Raw genomic sequence first — 14,544 nt, 5'->3', positions numbered from 1 at the left:
GTCAGTTGATGAAGCGCAGATCGGAGAACCAGTCGGCCGACAGTCCCATGATGTAGGCGTCGGTGAGGATCACGGTGAACAGCGACGCCATCGCGAACGTGCCGTGCTTCGGGTTCAGCTTGGACACGAAGGTCCAGTACCGGTAGCGCAGCGGATGCTTGGAGAAGTTCTTCAGCCGGCCGCCGACGATGTGCCGGCAGGCGTGGCAGGACAACGTGTACAGCCACAGCATCACCAGGTTGACCCAGATGATCAGCGTGCCAAGGCCGATGCCGAAACCACCGTCCTTGCCGTGGAAGGCCTGGATACCGTCGTAGACGTTGAGCAGACCGAAGACCAGTGCGCCGTAGAAGAAGTAGCGGTGCAGGTTCAGCGCGACCAGCGGGAACTTGGTCTCACCGGTGTAGCTCTTGTGCGGCTCCGGGACCGCGCAGGCGGCCGGTGCGAAGAACAGCGACCGGTAGCCCGCCTTGCGGTAGTAGTAACAGGTGCCGCGGAAGCCGGCCAGCACCACGAAGGTGATGAGGCTCAACGGCAGCCAGCGCGGGAATCCGCCGAACCAGGTACCGAGGTGGCTGGAACCTTCGACACACGAGCTGCTCAGGCAGGGCGAGTACAGCGGGGTGAGGTAGTGGAAATCGTCGACCCAGTACCACTTGCCCATGAAGATGCGGACCGTCGCATAGGCGATGAAGAAGAGAAGGATCACACCGATCCGCAGCGGTGCCAGCCACCACCGGTCGGTTCTTGCGGTCTTGAGGCCGATCTGTGCGCGACCGGGTGCGTCTACTCCCGTCGCCATCAGGGAGCGTGCCTGTCGGGCGCGCCGAAGCCTTCGTGCTCCGCGTCTGTCCACATGGACGCGTCATACTCCACGTCGGGAATCTCCTCGAGTTCCTCCGGAACGGGTCCGGGTCTGTGACGGGGGTCGGGAGGGCCGAGCTCAGCCAAGTCGTCGTTCAGCCGGGCCACATCCGACACCAACCGGCGGATGCCGAGAGTGTCACCGTACTCCTGACTGAGTTTGCCGACGGACGTGTGTAGCGCCTCGAGCGCGCGGACGACTGCGGCAACGCCGCTGTTGCCTTCACCCATGCCGACTCCAGTAGTTGTCTTGTGGCTGTCAGTATGGGCACACTTTGCCTCTGCGGGGCGCCCAACGGAAGACCCCTCGGTACGGCGTGTTTCCAGTTAGGGTTACCTCAGTTGCCGACCGCCGTCGGGTGGAGTAATGGAGCGAATCCGGCCTTCAGTACAACGAGATTCGCCGGTGGGGTGAGCACCTCCACCTCACGCAGTCCGGGCGGCCGGCGGGCCTCGCCGTACCCGGCCCAGGACCAGGGCAGCACCTGGTGGCCGAGCACGAGCGCCGGGCGGCCGTCGTACCGGATCATTGCTCCGTCAGGGAGTTCGCCGAGGCTCTGGATGGTGGTGCGTTGTCGCCGGGTGCGTGGTTCGACACGTTCGAGATGCAGTTGGGCGTCCATCGCCGCGGCGCGCGGGCGCTCGTCGAGATCGCGGCCGGTCGCCCAGGCGCCGGCGTACAGCAGGAAGTCCCTGCGGCGGCAGTAATGACAGGGCCGATGGCCGGCCGCGAGCGCGACCGCCTCGTCGAAGAAGAACAGTGCGGTCCAGCGCCCCGGCGGCATCGGATCGCGCCGAACCCCCTTCCAGTCAAGGACGCAGCAGATCCAGGCCTTGGAGCGCCAGCGCGTCGTCCCGAGGCGGCGGTCGGGACTGTGCAGCGAGCCGCGGTTGCCCATCAGCAGGCCGCGGCCGGCGTCGGCCACGATCTCCTGCGTCGGCAAAACCCTGTTCTGCAACGGCATGCAGGTCATCCTGCCCGAGGCCGGGGACAGTTCTCCTTGTATATCTGGCAGAGTCGCCCCGTGCAGATCGTGGTAGGAGTCGCCGTCGTCAGGGACGGCCGGGTGCTGGCGGCGTACCGGCCTGATCCCGACGGTGGCTGGGAGTTCCCGGGCGGCAAGGTCGAGCCGGGGGAGACCGAGGAGCAGGCGGCGGTCCGGGAGATCCGCGAGGAGCTCGACCTGGAGATCAAGGTCGGCGAGTCGCTCGGGCCGGCGGTGGACATCTCCGAGCGCTACCGCCTGCGCGTCTACCGGGCGTCGATCGTTGCCGGCGACCCGGTACTGCGGGAGCACGACGAGCTCCGGTGGTTCGCCCCGGCCGAACTGGACGAGGCGGACTGGCTGATCCCGGACCGGCCGTTCGTCCGGCGGCTCCGCGAACTGCTCTGAGTGGCAGACATCACACCCTCACCCGGCCTGCTCGGGCCTGGCGGACGCGACAGTCGCGGTTTGTATGGGTCAACTGTATGGGTTGTACCTGGTGAGCGGTCTGGACCAGCCGGAGAATCGTGACCGTTACTTTCCGGGGAGGAGTACAGGCATGTCGGTGTACCAGGCCGTTCCCGCGGTACGGCGGGAAGACATCGCGCCGGAGCTGGTCTGCGAGGTGTACGAGCTGGGATCGCGGCGTCGTACCCCCGCGGCGGCGAAGGAGCTGACCAGTCGCCAGGTGGCGATCGGCCGGATGATGTCCACGGGTGCCAAGGACGCGGCGATCGCCCGGGAACTCGGCCTCTCGCTGCGGACCGTCCGGTCCGAGATCAGCGCGCTGATCGCCGGTCTCGGTGCCAGATCCCGCTTCCAGGCCGGCTGTCTGCTCGTCCGCCGGTTCGGCTGATCCCTTCCCCGGGCTTCGGGTCCGGGGAAGACCGGCGCTGCGGACCCGGCTGACCACCCTTCAGCCGCTGACCCCCCTGTGTGCAGCGCCGGACCCGTCGCGGCCCGGCGATGCCCGGGCCTCAACCAGGCGCACCGCCCGGGCCGCGACCAGGGTCGTCGCCGGGCCGCGACGGCCCTCGGCGGCGAGCCATGAAAAGCGCGCGAAAGCTGTCGGCGGGCCGACGTAGGCTTTCGGCATGAGTGAGCTACCTGACCGCCGGCTGCTGCTGGTGCACGCCCACCCGGACGACGAGACCATCAACAACGGCGTGACGATGGCGCGTTATGTGGCCGAGGGAGCCGCCGTCACGCTGATCACCTGCACGCTCGGTGAAGAGGGTGAGGTGCTCGTCCCGGACCTCGAACACCTGGCCGCCGACCAGACCGATCAGCTCGGTGAGCACCGGATCGGCGAGCTCGCCGCCGCGATGGCCGAGCTCGGCGTCACCGACCACCGCTGGCTCGGCAGCGCCGGGAAGTACCGCGACACCGGGATGATCTACAACGACGAAGGCAACGCCGCCGTCCCGCTGGAGACCCGCAAGGACAGCTTCTGGCAGGCCGACCTGCTCGCCGCGGCCGACGACCTGGTCCCGGTCATCCGCGAGGTCCGCCCGCAGGTCCTGGTGACGTACGACGAGTACGGGAACTACGGTCACCCCGACCACATCAAGGCCCATCGCGTCGCGACGTACGCCGCTGCCCTGGCGGCCGCCCCGTCGTACCGGGAGGACCTCGGCGAGGCCTGGGACATCGCGAAGATCTACTGGATCGCGATGGCGGAGTCGCGGATGCGGGAGAGCCTGCGCCGGCTGCGGGAGGCCGGTGACACGACGACGTTCGAGGGCATGGATCCGGACGGTCCGATGGGTCCGCCGATCACCCCGGACCGGCTGATCAACTGCGTGATCGACGGCGACGAGTTCCTGGATCGCAAGATGAACGCGATGAAGGCGCACGCCACCCAGATCACTGTCGACGGGCCGTTCTTCGCGCTGTCCAACAACAACGGCAATCAGGTCTGGGCCTCGGAGTCGTACCGCTTGGTCAAGGGCACCGCGGCGCCCGGCCCGGACGGCCTCGAGCACGACCTGTTCGCGGGGCTGTAGGACGGACCGCGCGGGCGTGACCGTTCCCACACGCTCGGTTGAGGCATCAACCTTCCGGCGGGCATAGTCTGCAATGGTGTCCTCGTCGGATCCCAGTGGGAGTGTCGCGCCCGCCGACTTCCGTGCTGCGCTCGGCCGGTTCGCCTCCGGCATCACGATCATGAGTACGCTCCAGGACGGCGTCGCGCACGCGATGACGGCGAACGCGTTCACGTCCCTCTCGCTCGACCCGCCACTGGTGCTCGTCTGTGTCGACAAGGGTGTCCGGATGCACGCCGCCGTACTCGACTGTGGCTACTGGGCCGCCTCGGTGCTTGCCGGCGATCAGCAGCCGATCGCGGACCGGTTCGCCCGCTCCGGCCGGGATCTGTACAGCCAGTTCGACGGGATCACGACGTCGGCCGGCCCGAAGACCGGCTGCGCGCTGCTGGAGGGGGCTCTGTCCTGGCTCGAGTGCCGGACCTGGGCGACGTACGACGGCGGCGACCACACCATCGTGGTCGGTGAGGTGCTGAGCCTCGGCCTGGGCGAGCCGGCCGATCCGAGCGCGCTGATCTACCACGCGAGTCACTACCGGAAACTGCCCGGAGCCTGAGCGTTACCGCGCATGTCGCGCGGCTACGGGCAAGCCGGGGCATGTCGGGGCACCCCGGGCCAGGGCGGGCCCGCCCCGGCGGCAGAAGAGGCCTGATTCGTCCCGTAAGATGTGCCCTCGTGTCCCGAGCGGACGCGGCCTGTACACGGTTTGAGTGGAGGACTCTGTCCGGTGGGGAAGAAGCAGCTAGCGGGGATCATCGCCGCTGCTGGGCTTGGCGTGCTCGTCGTGGGCTACGGCGCGGCGTTCGCGTTCGCGGGCGACAAGATTCCCGGTGACACCACGGTGCTCGGCATCCCGGTCGGCGGGATGTCCGAGGGCGATGCCAAGGCCAAGCTCGAGGCCGGGCTGAAGGACCGCCTGGCCCAGCCGATGCCCCTCAAGGCAGGCCAGTCCAAGTTCGAGGTGCAGCCGGCCGATGCCGGCCTCAGCCTGAACCTGGACGCCACCGTCGACGCCGCGGGTGCGGGCCGCAGCCTGGCCCCCGGCCACATCTGGCAGGCCCTGACCGGCGGTGACGCGGTCGACCCGGTGGTCACCGCGGACGACGCGAAGCTGAAAGCGGCTGTCGACAAGCTCGCCACCCAGGTGAACCGTTCGGCCACCGAAGGCAGCATCACCTTCAAGGAAGCCACGCCGGTCCAGCACGCGCCCGCCGAGGGCCTCCAGTTGGACAACGCGAAGGCAGCGGACGCGCTCGTCGCCGCCTACCCGGCCGGTGATACCCCCGCCGACCTTCCGGTCAACGTGACCAGGCCGCAGGCCGGCACGGACGCGATGGACAAGGCCTTGAAGGACTTCGCCGAACCGGCCATGTCCGGCCCGGTCCGGCTGACGGTCGGCGACAAGTCGGCCGAGCTTCAGCCGAAGGAGTTCGGACCCGCGCTGACGGTGACCGTGAAGGACGGTAACGCCACCCCGGCGTTGAACACGAAGATGCTCGAGCCGCTGTTCCAGGAGCGGTTCAAGACGCTGGAGACGCTGCCCAAGGACGCCACGGTCCAGATCGTCGGGACCACGCCGAAGGTCGTCCCGGCCGTCGACGGCATGGTGGTCGACCGGGCCAAGGTCGGACCCGCGATCCTCGCCGTGCTGCCGAAGCCGCCAGGGGAGCGGCGGGCCGCGGTCGGGCTGACCCACACCAAGGCGAAGCTGACCACCGAGGCTGCTGCCGCGCTCGGGATCAAGGAAGTGATGGGGGAGTTCACCACCAGCTTCCCGCACGCGCCGTACCGGAACGTGAACATCGGCACCGCGGCGGCCAAGATCAACGGCACGCTGGTGAAGCCGGGCGACACGTTCAGCCTGAACAAGATCGTCGGCGAGCGGACCAAGGAGAACGGCTTCACCGAGGGCAACATCATCAGCGGCGGCAAGTTCGTGCTCGACCTCGGCGGTGGCGTGTCGCAGTCGGCGACGACCACCTTCAACGCGGCGTTCTTCGCCGGCCTGAAGGACGTCGAGCACAAGGCGCACAGCGTCTACATCAGCCGCTACCCGATCGGCCGCGAAGCGACCGTGGCCTGGCCGGCGGTCGACATGAAGTTCCGCAACGACTCTGGGCACGGAGTGCTGGTGCAGACGATCTTCAAGGCGTCGACGCCGGGCAGTGCGGGCAGCATCACCGTGAAGATCTGGGGCACCAAGGTCTGGGACATCACCGCGGGCCAGTCCGGCAAGCGGAACCCGCGCGCACCGAAGGTGGTCTACAACCCCGATCCCAAGTGCCGGCCGCAGGCGCCGACCCCCGGGTTCGACATCACGGTCTACCGGTACTTCGCGAAGAACGGCGTACGGCAGAAGACCGAGTCGTTCATCACGAAGTACAACGCGGCCGACGACATCCGCTGTGGTCCCAAGCCCGGCACTACGCCGCCGCCTCCCGGCACCAGCACGCCACCAGGCGTGAACAAGCCCACCCGCCCGCCGAACTGATCCGGGCCGGGGCTGCGGTCAGCCCCGGTGGATCCTGTGGAGTTCGGCGGCTACCTGGTTGAAGAGGTCCTCGCCGATGACGGCGCCTTCGCGGCGGACCTGACCGGGGTCGATGCGCAGGACACGGTCCAGACGGACCTCGCTCTTGCGGCCTTCCTTGTCCCAGGCGCCGCTGCCGATGTCCAGCCAGATCCGGCCCCAGCGCGCCTCGTCGGCGGCGTCCCGGTCGTGGTCCTTGCTGGTCAGGATCAGCGCCAGCAGCCACGGCCCGTCCGAGCCGACCACGAGCACCGGCCGGTCCTTGCCGCGGTGATGGTCCTCCTCGAACGGCACCCAGGTCCAGACAATCTCGCCCGGGTCCGCCACTCCGTCGTCCGGGTGCGGCGTGTACTCGACGTGCACGGTTCCCTCGAAGTCCCCCGCGTACTCCGGCCGCTCCGCCACGTGATCCGCCCTGTGATCCGCCATGGCACCCGAGGGTAACCCCCTCACATCACACCGGCCTCACACCGTTCCAACGGCGTGGAAAACACCATTCAAGACACGAAGACGGTCAATCGGGCCGCGATCCTGGCGGTCCTGCTCACCGGGCAGTTCATGGCGAACATCGACACCGCGGTCGCGAACATCGCCGGCCCGTCGATCGGCGCCGATCTGCAGGCCTCGGAGGGCGCGGTCGGACTGGTCGTGACCGGGTACGTCGTCGCGTTCGCGGTCCTGCTCATCACCGGCGCCCGGCTCGGCTCGTCCCTCGGCTACCGGCGGACGTTCCTGCTCGGTCTGCTGGTGTTCACGGCTGCCTCGCTGGCCTGCGGTCTCGCGCCCGAGATCGTCTCCCTCGTCGTCGCCCGCTTCGTCCAGGGCGCAGGCGCCGCGCTGATGGTCCCGCAGGTCCTCAGCGGCATCCAGTTGCACTTCCACGGCCGGGACCGGCTGAAGGCGCTGGGCTACTTCTCGATCGCCTTGTCCGGTGGGGCTGTCCTCGGACAGATCCTCGGCGGCGTACTCATCGCGGCCGACCTGTTCGGCACCAGTTGGCGCCCGATCTTCCTCGTCAACATCCCCATCGGCCTGGCTCTCCTGGTCGCCGGTCGCCGTCTGCTCCCCGCTGACCGGACGACCGATCGCGATCCCGTCGACCTGGTCGGCGTACTCACCCTGTCCGCCGCGGTTCTGCTCGTGATCGTCCCGCTCCTGCTGGGTTCTGAGCGCGGCTGGCCGACGTGGTCCTGGCTGTGCCTCCTGCTGAGCCTGCCCGCCCTGGCCTTCTTCGAGTACGGCGAACGCCGGGCCGCCGCACGCGGCGGTCGTCCCCTGATCGCGAGGCAAGTGCTCCGCAACCCGTCTGTCCGGGCCGGCCTGCTCGCCCACGCCTGCACGACAGGCACGTACTTCGCTCTGCTCTTCGTCCTCGCCCTCTACCTCCAGGACGGTCTGCACAAGGGGCCGGCGTACTCGGGGTTCGCCATGGTCGTCTGGGTCGCGGCGTTCGGGCTGGCCGGGCCGATCATCCCGCGGCTGCGCAGGGGAGTGCGGTGGATGCCCGTGATCGGCTGTCTGGTCCTCGCGGCCGGATACGTGTCGGTCCTGGCCTATCTGCTGCTCGGCGGCCGCACCGGGCCGCTCCTGTTCGCCCTGCTCGGCGTCGGCGGCCTCGGGCTCGGCATCAGCGCCAACACCCTGATCGGCGCAGTCACCTCGAGCATTTCCCCGCAGTACGCCGCTGACCTGTCCGGCGTGGTCGCCACCAACGCACAGCTGTCCGGCGCTCTCGGGGTCGCTCTGGCCGGTTCCAGCTACGCAGCGCTCGCCTCGAACCCCAGTAGCGCTCTGAGCGTCGTACTGGCCGGGTTCATCGTGGTGACGCTGGTCGGGGCGGCTGCGGCTCAGCGCTTGGTCAGATAGCGGTAGCGGTACGCCTCCGCGTAGCCGAGCCTGCGGTAGGTGACCATGGCGGCCGTGTTCTCCTCCACGACCTCCAGATAGGTACGGCGGCCGCCCAGTGGCCCGGACCACCTGGCCAGGCCCTGGACGAGCGCCGTACCCAGGCCTCGGCGGCGGTACGACGGGTCCACCCGGACGGCATCGACACCGAGCCAGTGCCCCGTCATGGACCCCCGCCCGACGGCCACCGTGCGGCCGTCCAGGGTGATCGAGGCGAACACGGCCTTCGGCGCACCCTCCATCACGGCCGGGGCAGCCTCGGGCACCGGTCCGTCGAACGCGGCGGCGTACCACGCGTTGCTGGGGTGTTCCGCCATCAGTACGTCGTACTGCGGGGAGGCGTTCACCTGGTCCAGGGTGGTGTGCAGGACGAAGGTGTCGGACTGCTCCGGGCGGGCGTCGATCCACTCCTGGGCAAGGAGTTCGGCCGCTTCCGGGCTGCCGATGCGGACCAGCGCCAGCGGGGGCAGGCCGCGCTCGTCGTAGAAAGCTTGAGCGTGCTTGAGCGCGTCGGCGACCGGCATGCCGGGGTTCCCGGCCGGGAGCAGCGAGTTGCCCCGGCCGGTCCAGCCAGAAGATGCCCGCAGCAACCACTGGCCGACGTACGCCGTCTCGGCCGCCGGCCGGCCCAGGGCCGTGGTCAGGAAGAGTTGTTCGACGTCCACCGGCCGCAGCGGCATCTCCGGGATCCGTTTGGCCGCCGCCACGTCGGCGCTGCCGACCTGGTGCAGACTGCTGTCCGCGTGCCGTACGACCAGGCCGGAGGGGTCCCAGGACTGCAGAACGCCGATCACGTCGGTCAGTCCGCCCGGAATCCGGTGCCGGACCACGACACGGTGGCCGATATCACGGAGACTGAGGCCTGACACGATGCGGACTCCTGGCAGAGTGGGCGAAGGACTACCGTGATACTAGAGACCTTGCACCACACTTTGCATCGAGCACAGCATCACCGCATCGCAGCACCCCAGAACAGCGCTGCGCTTGCCTGCCATAGGAGGAGTAGCAGTGACCTACGTCATCGCGCAGCCGTGTGTTGACCTGAAGGACCTCGCCTGCGTCGAGGAATGCCCCGTCGACTGCATCTACGAGGGCAACCGGATGCTGTACATCCACCCCGACGAGTGCGTCGACTGCGGAGCGTGCGAGCCGGTCTGCCCGGTGGAGGCGATCTACTACGAGGACGACACTCCGGAGCAGTGGAAGGACTACTACACCGCGAACGTCGACTTCTTCAACGACCTCGGTTCCCCCGGCGGCGCCTCCAAGATGGGCAAGATCGACAAGGATCACCCCTTCATCGAGGCCCTGCCGCCGCAAGAGCACGACGAGTAAAGGGCGGAAAAGCAAAAGCGGGAGCGCAGGAGTACAGGCCCTGCCGCCGCAGGAGCACGACGAGTAACTGTTCAGCTACCTATTGTGGCGAGCGCTCCAACGGGGTGCTCGCCACACGCTTGACTACTGCTCCTGGACGTCGACGTGGACGTGGTCCAGGTGGCGGAGGATGGCTGGGTCGCCGGAGCGTTCGGGCGGGGTGTAGTCGCGCCACCCGCTGTCCGACCGTCCCCCCGCGGTCCAGATCTTGTCGCTGAAGATGACCGTCTTGATCTTCAGCAGGTCCGCCCGCGCCACCAGGTACTGCGCCATCGCCCAGCCCTTGGTCGTGTTCGCCGTCGAGATCGGCCGCACGAACACATCCACCGCCCGGCCCTCGTAGTGCGCCGACCCCACCATGTGCCCGGACTGCACCCCACCCGGCGCATACCCACCGGTCGACAGGGTCCCGAACGTCTCGAGCAGATCCGTGCGTACGGCGTCCGCCCGCGGCGTCAGCCCGTTGCGGCCGACCACCTCCTGCTTCACCGAGTCGGTGTTCACCGTGCAGGCGAGCACGCTCTTCGACTGCCCGGTCAGCGCCGAGGCGAGCACCCGGGCGTCCGCTTCGTGATCCGCATAGGCGTTCGGGAACGCACTGCGCTGGACCCGGTCGGCCGCCACCGTCACCGCGAGCGTCTGGTAGTTCTTCACCTTCACCAGCGCGTCGTAGAACTTCCCGGCTGCGTAGTGCGGGTCTCGCACCTCCTTTGCCGTACCCCAGCCCTGTGACGGCCGTTGCTGAAACAGTCCCAGCGAGTCCCGGTCCCCATGCGCCAGATTCCGCAGGCCGGACTCCTGGTACGCCGTCGCCAGCGCGATCGTCGCCGCCCGGGCCGGCAGTCCCCGGCGTACGGCGACACCCGCGATGATCGCGGCTGACTCAGCCTGCTCGAGGTCCAGCTCGACGGTGGTCCCGTTGACCGTGGCCGTGCATTGCTCTTTGGGCGGCAGCAACGGCCCGATTCCCTTGTCCCCGACCCACTTGACCGTCAACCCAATGGCCAGCGCAAGCACACCGACAGCGCCCACGGCCACCAGGGCACGACGCTTCATCGGCATACGGGTCCCAACGTGTGGGGGCGGTGGTCGGGTTCCGGGATGTCGGTCACGATGTGGTTGACGTGCGGCGCGTGCGGTTGGTTGGCGTTCCGCACGCGTTGGTGCTCACCTGTCACGCGTTGGCGTGCAGGGCTTCGTTGAGCGTGATGCCCTCACCCTGGCGCGGCCGCGCCTCGACGGCACCGGTGACCGAGTTGCGGAGGTACAGCAGCCCGGGCTGCCCGGAGAGGTCGCGGGCCTTCACCACGCTGCCGTCGGGGAGGGTGACCTTGGTGCCGGCGGTCACGTAGAGCCCCGCCTCGACCACGCAGTCGTCGCCGAGCGAGATGCCGGTGCCGCCGTTCGCACCGAGCAGGCAGCGCTTGCCGATCGACACCACCTGGGTACCGCCACCGGACAGCGTGCCCATGATCGACGAGCCGGCGCCGATGTCGCTGCCGTCGTCGACCACCACACCGGCCACGATGCGGCCCTCGACCATCGACGTACCGAGCGTGCCGGCGTTGAAGTTCACGAAGCCCTCGTGCATCACTGTGGTCCCGGAGGCCAGGTGCGCACCGAGCCGGACCCGGTCGGCGTCGCCGATCCGAACGCCGCTCGGTACGACGTAGTCCGTCATCCGCGGGAACTTGTCGACGCTCGCCACACTCAGGTGCTGGCCGGCCGCGCGGGCCCGCAGCCGCACCTGCTCGATGTTCTCGACCGGGACCGGGCCGAGCGACGTCCACGCGTTGTTCGGCAGCGCGGCGAAGATGCCGTCGAGGTTGAGGCCGTGCGGGCGGACCAGCCGGTGCGACAGCAGGTGCAGCCGCAGGTACGCGTCCGCGGTGCCCGCAGGCGCCTGGTCCAGGGCGATCTCGGCCGACACGACCTCACGCCGTACCTGCCGGATCTCGTCGTTGCCCTCGGCAGCGATCAGCTCGGCCGGCGACTTGGCGTCGTCCGGGCGTGAGCCGAGCTCGGGCGCCGGGTACCAGACGTCGAGGACGGTCCCGTCGGCGGAAACGGTGGCGAGGCCGAAGCCCCAGGCGTGCGTGGCGTTCTCGGTCATGCCCACAAGCCTGCCAGACGGCCCACGCCGCAGTGGAGGCCGGTGCACCGGTGGCTGTGGTCACATGGACGGATGCAGACGGCATCCTCGCTGACGTTCGACACCGATCTCGGCTCCGACGTCGACGACGTCCTCGCCCTGGCGACGATCCTCGGCTCACCCGAACTCGATCTCACTGCCGTCACCACCGTGTACGGCGACACTCTGGTGCGGGCCCGGATGGCCGCACGGGTGGCCACGGTCGCGGGTCGCGCCATCGACCCGATCGTCCCCGGCCGTACCGGAACCCGGTCCGGCCGGCCGGTCTGGTGGGCCGGTCACGAAGGCGCGCTCCTTCCGGACCTGGCCCGTGAGACCGTCGCCACCGGCACCGACCCGATCGCGGTGCTCGCCGCCTCACCGACCGTCGTCGCGGTCGGGCCGTTGACCAATGTGGCGGAGGCCGTCGAGCGGCCCGGGCACCTGATCGAGCAGTTGTGCGTGATGGGCGGCAACTTCTTGTCGGCCGATGCCGAGCACAACATCAAGTGCGACGTCGACGCGGCCGCGGTCGTGTTCGGCAGCGGAGTGCCGGCGACGGTCATCGGGATCGACCAGACGTCGCGGCTGCGGCTGGGTGGCGCTGTCGTCGCCGAGTTCGAAGCAGCCGGACCGCTCGGGCAGTTGCTTGGTGCGGAGATGCGGCAGTTCTGGAGTTTCTCCGCGTCCGACTCCAACGTCCCGCACGACCCGGCCGCGGTGCTGATGCTGACCGATCCGGACCTGTTCACCTTCGCCACCGGCCGGATCGAGGTCGACGTGGCCGGGATCACCCCCTTCACGCCCGGCGACGGGCCGCACCGGATCGTCGCCGATCTCGACGCCGAGGCGGTCGCCCGGCGCATCGTGGACCGGATCCTCGTCGCTTGTGCGGGCAGCCCGACCTGAGCCCGGCCTCGGCTGGATAATTCGGCGGCGGCTGATCGAGCGGCCGTGATCTACTGGCGTGATGCTTCCGGCGTGGCTCTCGCATGTTGACGGACCGGTACTGCGGGCTACGGAGGCTCCGTCGGTCGGAGCGTTGCACGGCGAGTTGCTGCGGCAGTGGGGATCGTCGGAAGTCTGGCGGTTGTCGTACGGACTGCGCAGCGTGATCGTGAAGCGGGGTACGGACAGTCAGTCCGGTGAGGGAGCGGCGTACGAGCGGTTCGTCATCCCGTTGGGGCTGCCGGCACCGGACCTGATCCACGCCGAGGACGGCATGCTCGTGCTCGCGGACGTGGGCCGGGTGACGCTGGAGCAGGAGCCGTCGGCGGAGGGATTCCTGGCTGCGGCCGAGTTGGTGGCCGAGATTCGCTCCCGGGCTGTCTCTGGGCCGAGCGGGTTCCCGCCGGAGCGGGTCAAGGAGTTGGCCGACCGCATCGACCGGATCTCGTTCGACGTCGGGCCGTTGACCGAGGCTCTCGCCGGACTGCACCGGGATGCGCCGTTGGCCGTCGTCCACGGTGATTTCGTGCCGAAGAACCTTGTCTCCGACGGCACCCGGTGGACTGCGGTCGACTGGCCGCTGACGTACGTCGCGCCGTACCTCAGCGACTTGTACACCCTGGTCCGCGACGCGACCGCACTCGGCCACGACCGCGGACCGATCGTCGCCCACTACGTCGAGACGGCCGGCGCGGATCCTTTCATGGTCGACCGCCAACTCCTCGCCGGCGGCGCCTGCTTCTGCCTTCTCGCACTGGACTTCGTCGTCACCGAAGGCCGGCGCACGATCCCGGATTCCGGCGCCTGGATCGCCCCGCTCCTGGCCGAGCTCGAGGATCTGATGGACCAGCTGTCGTGAGGCTGCTCGTCCTCGGCGGCACGAAGAATCTCGGCCGTCACGTGGTCGAGGCCGCCTTGCGCGACGGTCACGAGGTGACCCTGTTCAACCGTGGCGTGACCAACCCTGAGCTGTATCCTGAGGTGCGACGCTTGGTCGGTGAGCGGGCCGCGCCGGACGTGCTGGCGACGGGGGAGTGGGACGGCGTTATCGACATGTCCGGCTTCCTCGTTCCACAGGTCCGTCTGAGTGCGGACCTGCTCCGGGATCGCGTCGGCCACTACACCTACATGTCGTCGATCGCCGTCTACGCCAGCAAGGTGACGCCGGGGATGGACGAGTTTGCTCCGCTGCTGGACTGGCCGGACGGTGCGCCCGAGGACGAGTTCACGATGGACATCTACGGCCCGTCGAAGGTGCGCTGTGAGTCGTTGCTGTCGGCCACCTTCGGCGCGCGGACCGCGGCAGTTCGGTCCGGTTTCGTGGTCGGTCCATACAACCCGGACTTCGGCAACTGGGGCTCCGCACTCGCCCATGGCACCCGGATGGAGTGCGCCGCCCGACCCTCGCAGCCGGTCCAGTACGTCGACGCCCGCGACCTCGCTGACTTCCTGCTCCGACTCACGACCGAGCGCGTGAGTGGTCCGTTCAACGCGGTCGGGCCGACTCGGACGATGACGGAGCTGGCCGACGCCTGGCGTTCCGTCGTACCCGATGCTGCTCCGGTGGACTGGTCGCCGGCGGTGGATCGCTTCCACCTGCCGCACGACGGGAGCAACGACGGGACGTTCCGGCTCGACAACAGCCGGGCGTTGGCGGCTGGACTGCGGTTGCGGGCGGACGAGGAGATCGCGCGCGACTACGTGACGTGGGTCCACGATGGGAACGTCCCGCCTCCGCCGCCGCACTGATCCGTAGCATTG

General features: G+C 68.9%; 17 protein-coding genes. 10 read left to right on the top strand and 7 right to left on the bottom strand.

Annotation, left to right across the window (positions count from 1 at the left end; all coding sequences use genetic code 11):
* Position 1 precedes the first annotated feature (1 nt).
* The 3 genes from ACIBG5_RS36610 to ACIBG5_RS36600 form a co-directional block, all read right to left on the bottom strand.
* Complete coding sequence (locus ACIBG5_RS36610; protein WP_396396256.1) at positions 2-802, bottom strand: hypothetical protein; 801 nt, start codon at positions 800-802, stop codon at positions 2-4.
* Positions 802-1,095: a hypothetical protein gene (locus tag ACIBG5_RS36605; RefSeq protein WP_131359262.1), complete on the bottom strand. Its 294-nt coding sequence runs from the start codon at positions 1,093-1,095 to the stop codon at positions 802-804. Before ACIBG5_RS36605 ends, ACIBG5_RS36610 begins: the two co-directional genes overlap by 1 nt.
* Before the next feature lie 107 nt (positions 1,096-1,202).
* A complete protein-coding gene (locus ACIBG5_RS36600; protein WP_396396254.1) occupies positions 1,203-1,829 on the bottom strand; it encodes a hypothetical protein in 627 nt (208 codons plus the stop codon).
* A 60-nt stretch (positions 1,830-1,889) separates the two neighbouring features.
* Between ACIBG5_RS36600 and ACIBG5_RS36595 the strand changes: the two genes are divergently transcribed.
* The 5 genes from ACIBG5_RS36595 to ACIBG5_RS36575 all read left to right on the top strand — a co-directional run bounded on the left by ACIBG5_RS36595 (position 1,890) and on the right by ACIBG5_RS36575 (position 6,386).
* Positions 1,890-2,258, top strand: a complete 369-nt coding sequence (locus ACIBG5_RS36595; RefSeq protein WP_396396253.1) for a (deoxy)nucleoside triphosphate pyrophosphohydrolase — start codon at positions 1,890-1,892, stop codon at positions 2,256-2,258.
* A 151-nt stretch (positions 2,259-2,409) separates the two neighbouring features.
* On the top strand, positions 2,410-2,706 hold the full coding sequence (locus ACIBG5_RS36590) for a response regulator transcription factor (RefSeq protein ID WP_396396251.1): 297 nt from the start codon (positions 2,410-2,412) through the stop codon (positions 2,704-2,706).
* Positions 2,707-2,944: 238 nt separating this feature from the next.
* Positions 2,945-3,856, top strand: coding sequence for an N-acetyl-1-D-myo-inositol-2-amino-2-deoxy-alpha-D-glucopyranoside deacetylase (gene mshB / locus ACIBG5_RS36585; RefSeq protein WP_396396250.1), 912 nt, complete (start codon positions 2,945-2,947; stop codon positions 3,854-3,856).
* A 76-nt stretch (positions 3,857-3,932) separates the two neighbouring features.
* Positions 3,933-4,451, top strand: a complete 519-nt coding sequence (locus ACIBG5_RS36580; protein ID WP_396396249.1) for a flavin reductase family protein — start codon at positions 3,933-3,935, stop codon at positions 4,449-4,451.
* A 171-nt stretch (positions 4,452-4,622) separates the two neighbouring features.
* Positions 4,623-6,386: a VanW family protein gene (locus tag ACIBG5_RS36575; RefSeq protein WP_396396247.1), complete on the top strand. Its 1,764-nt coding sequence runs from the start codon at positions 4,623-4,625 to the stop codon at positions 6,384-6,386.
* A gap of 18 nt (positions 6,387-6,404) precedes the next feature.
* Here the strand turns inward: ACIBG5_RS36575 and ACIBG5_RS36570 are convergent, their stop codons facing one another.
* A complete protein-coding gene (locus ACIBG5_RS36570) occupies positions 6,405-6,854 on the bottom strand; it encodes a type II toxin-antitoxin system PemK/MazF family toxin (RefSeq protein ID WP_396396245.1) in 450 nt (149 codons plus the stop codon).
* A gap of 54 nt (positions 6,855-6,908) precedes the next feature.
* On the opposite strand from ACIBG5_RS36570, the gene ACIBG5_RS36565 reads away from it, so the two are divergent.
* The gene (locus tag ACIBG5_RS36565) at positions 6,909-8,291 is read left to right on the top strand and encodes an MFS transporter (RefSeq protein WP_396396243.1); all 1,383 of its coding nucleotides are present in this window, start codon (positions 6,909-6,911) and stop codon (positions 8,289-8,291) included.
* On the opposite strand, the gene ACIBG5_RS36560 is transcribed toward ACIBG5_RS36565, so the two are convergent.
* Positions 8,273-9,199 carry a GNAT family N-acetyltransferase gene (locus ACIBG5_RS36560; protein ID WP_396396242.1) on the bottom strand — a complete coding sequence of 309 codons (927 nt, stop codon included), beginning with the start codon at positions 9,197-9,199 and terminating at the stop codon, positions 8,273-8,275. The genes ACIBG5_RS36565 and ACIBG5_RS36560 overlap by 19 nt on opposite strands.
* Before the next feature lie 139 nt (positions 9,200-9,338).
* On the opposite strand from ACIBG5_RS36560, the gene fdxA reads away from it, so the two are divergent.
* Positions 9,339-9,665 carry a ferredoxin gene (gene fdxA, locus ACIBG5_RS36555; RefSeq protein WP_131359246.1) on the top strand — a complete coding sequence of 109 codons (327 nt, stop codon included), beginning with the start codon at positions 9,339-9,341 and terminating at the stop codon, positions 9,663-9,665.
* Positions 9,666-9,788: 123 nt separating this feature from the next.
* On the opposite strand, the gene ACIBG5_RS36550 is transcribed toward fdxA, so the two are convergent.
* Positions 9,789-10,760, bottom strand: coding sequence for a hypothetical protein (locus tag ACIBG5_RS36550; RefSeq protein WP_396396241.1), 972 nt, complete (start codon positions 10,758-10,760; stop codon positions 9,789-9,791).
* A gap of 118 nt (positions 10,761-10,878) precedes the next feature.
* Positions 10,879-11,817 carry a 2,3,4,5-tetrahydropyridine-2,6-dicarboxylate N-succinyltransferase gene (dapD, locus tag ACIBG5_RS36545; RefSeq protein ID WP_396396240.1) on the bottom strand — a complete coding sequence of 313 codons (939 nt, stop codon included), beginning with the start codon at positions 11,815-11,817 and terminating at the stop codon, positions 10,879-10,881.
* A 72-nt stretch (positions 11,818-11,889) separates the two neighbouring features.
* Here dapD and ACIBG5_RS36540 point away from each other — a divergent pair, with 72 nt between their 5' ends.
* From ACIBG5_RS36540 to ACIBG5_RS36530, 3 genes are all read left to right on the top strand, one after another.
* On the top strand, positions 11,890-12,744 hold the full coding sequence (locus ACIBG5_RS36540) for a nucleoside hydrolase (protein ID WP_396396238.1): 855 nt from the start codon (positions 11,890-11,892) through the stop codon (positions 12,742-12,744).
* A gap of 61 nt (positions 12,745-12,805) precedes the next feature.
* Entirely contained in the window at positions 12,806-13,642 is an 837-nt protein-coding gene (locus ACIBG5_RS36535; RefSeq protein ID WP_396396237.1) for a phosphotransferase, read from the top strand.
* The gene (locus tag ACIBG5_RS36530) at positions 13,639-14,532 is read left to right on the top strand and encodes an NAD-dependent dehydratase (RefSeq protein ID WP_396396235.1); all 894 of its coding nucleotides are present in this window, start codon (positions 13,639-13,641) and stop codon (positions 14,530-14,532) included. Before ACIBG5_RS36535 ends, ACIBG5_RS36530 begins: the two co-directional genes overlap by 4 nt.
* The last annotated feature ends 12 nt before the right edge of the window (positions 14,533-14,544 follow it).

Source organism: Kribbella sp. NPDC050241, from assembly GCF_044459685.1.
In the GTDB taxonomy this organism is placed as follows: Bacteria; Actinomycetota; Actinomycetes; order Propionibacteriales; family Kribbellaceae; genus Kribbella.
The sequence above is the reverse complement of the archived record's forward strand: the minus strand, read 5'-3'. Positions and strand labels throughout refer to the sequence as shown.

Coding starts and splice junctions, on each gene's coding strand:
- mshB (WP_396396250.1), top strand. CDS start 2,945: ATGAGTGAGCTACCTGACCGCCGGCTGCTGCTGGTGCACGCCCACCCG.
- ACIBG5_RS36600 (WP_396396254.1), bottom strand. CDS start 1,829: ATGCCGTTGCAGAACAGGGTTTTGCCGACGCAGGAGATCGTGGCCGAC.
- ACIBG5_RS36590 (WP_396396251.1), top strand. CDS start 2,410: ATGTCGGTGTACCAGGCCGTTCCCGCGGTACGGCGGGAAGACATCGCG.
- ACIBG5_RS36550 (WP_396396241.1), bottom strand. CDS start 10,760: ATGAAGCGTCGTGCCCTGGTGGCCGTGGGCGCTGTCGGTGTGCTTGCG.
- ACIBG5_RS36610 (WP_396396256.1), bottom strand. CDS start 802: ATGGCGACGGGAGTAGACGCACCCGGTCGCGCACAGATCGGCCTCAAG.
- ACIBG5_RS36605 (WP_131359262.1), bottom strand. CDS start 1,095: ATGGGTGAAGGCAACAGCGGCGTTGCCGCAGTCGTCCGCGCGCTCGAG.
- ACIBG5_RS36570 (WP_396396245.1), bottom strand. CDS start 6,854: ATGGCGGATCACAGGGCGGATCACGTGGCGGAGCGGCCGGAGTACGCG.
- ACIBG5_RS36540 (WP_396396238.1), top strand. CDS start 11,890: ATGCAGACGGCATCCTCGCTGACGTTCGACACCGATCTCGGCTCCGAC.
- ACIBG5_RS36535 (WP_396396237.1), top strand. CDS start 12,806: ATGCTTCCGGCGTGGCTCTCGCATGTTGACGGACCGGTACTGCGGGCT.
- dapD (WP_396396240.1), bottom strand. CDS start 11,817: ATGACCGAGAACGCCACGCACGCCTGGGGCTTCGGCCTCGCCACCGTT.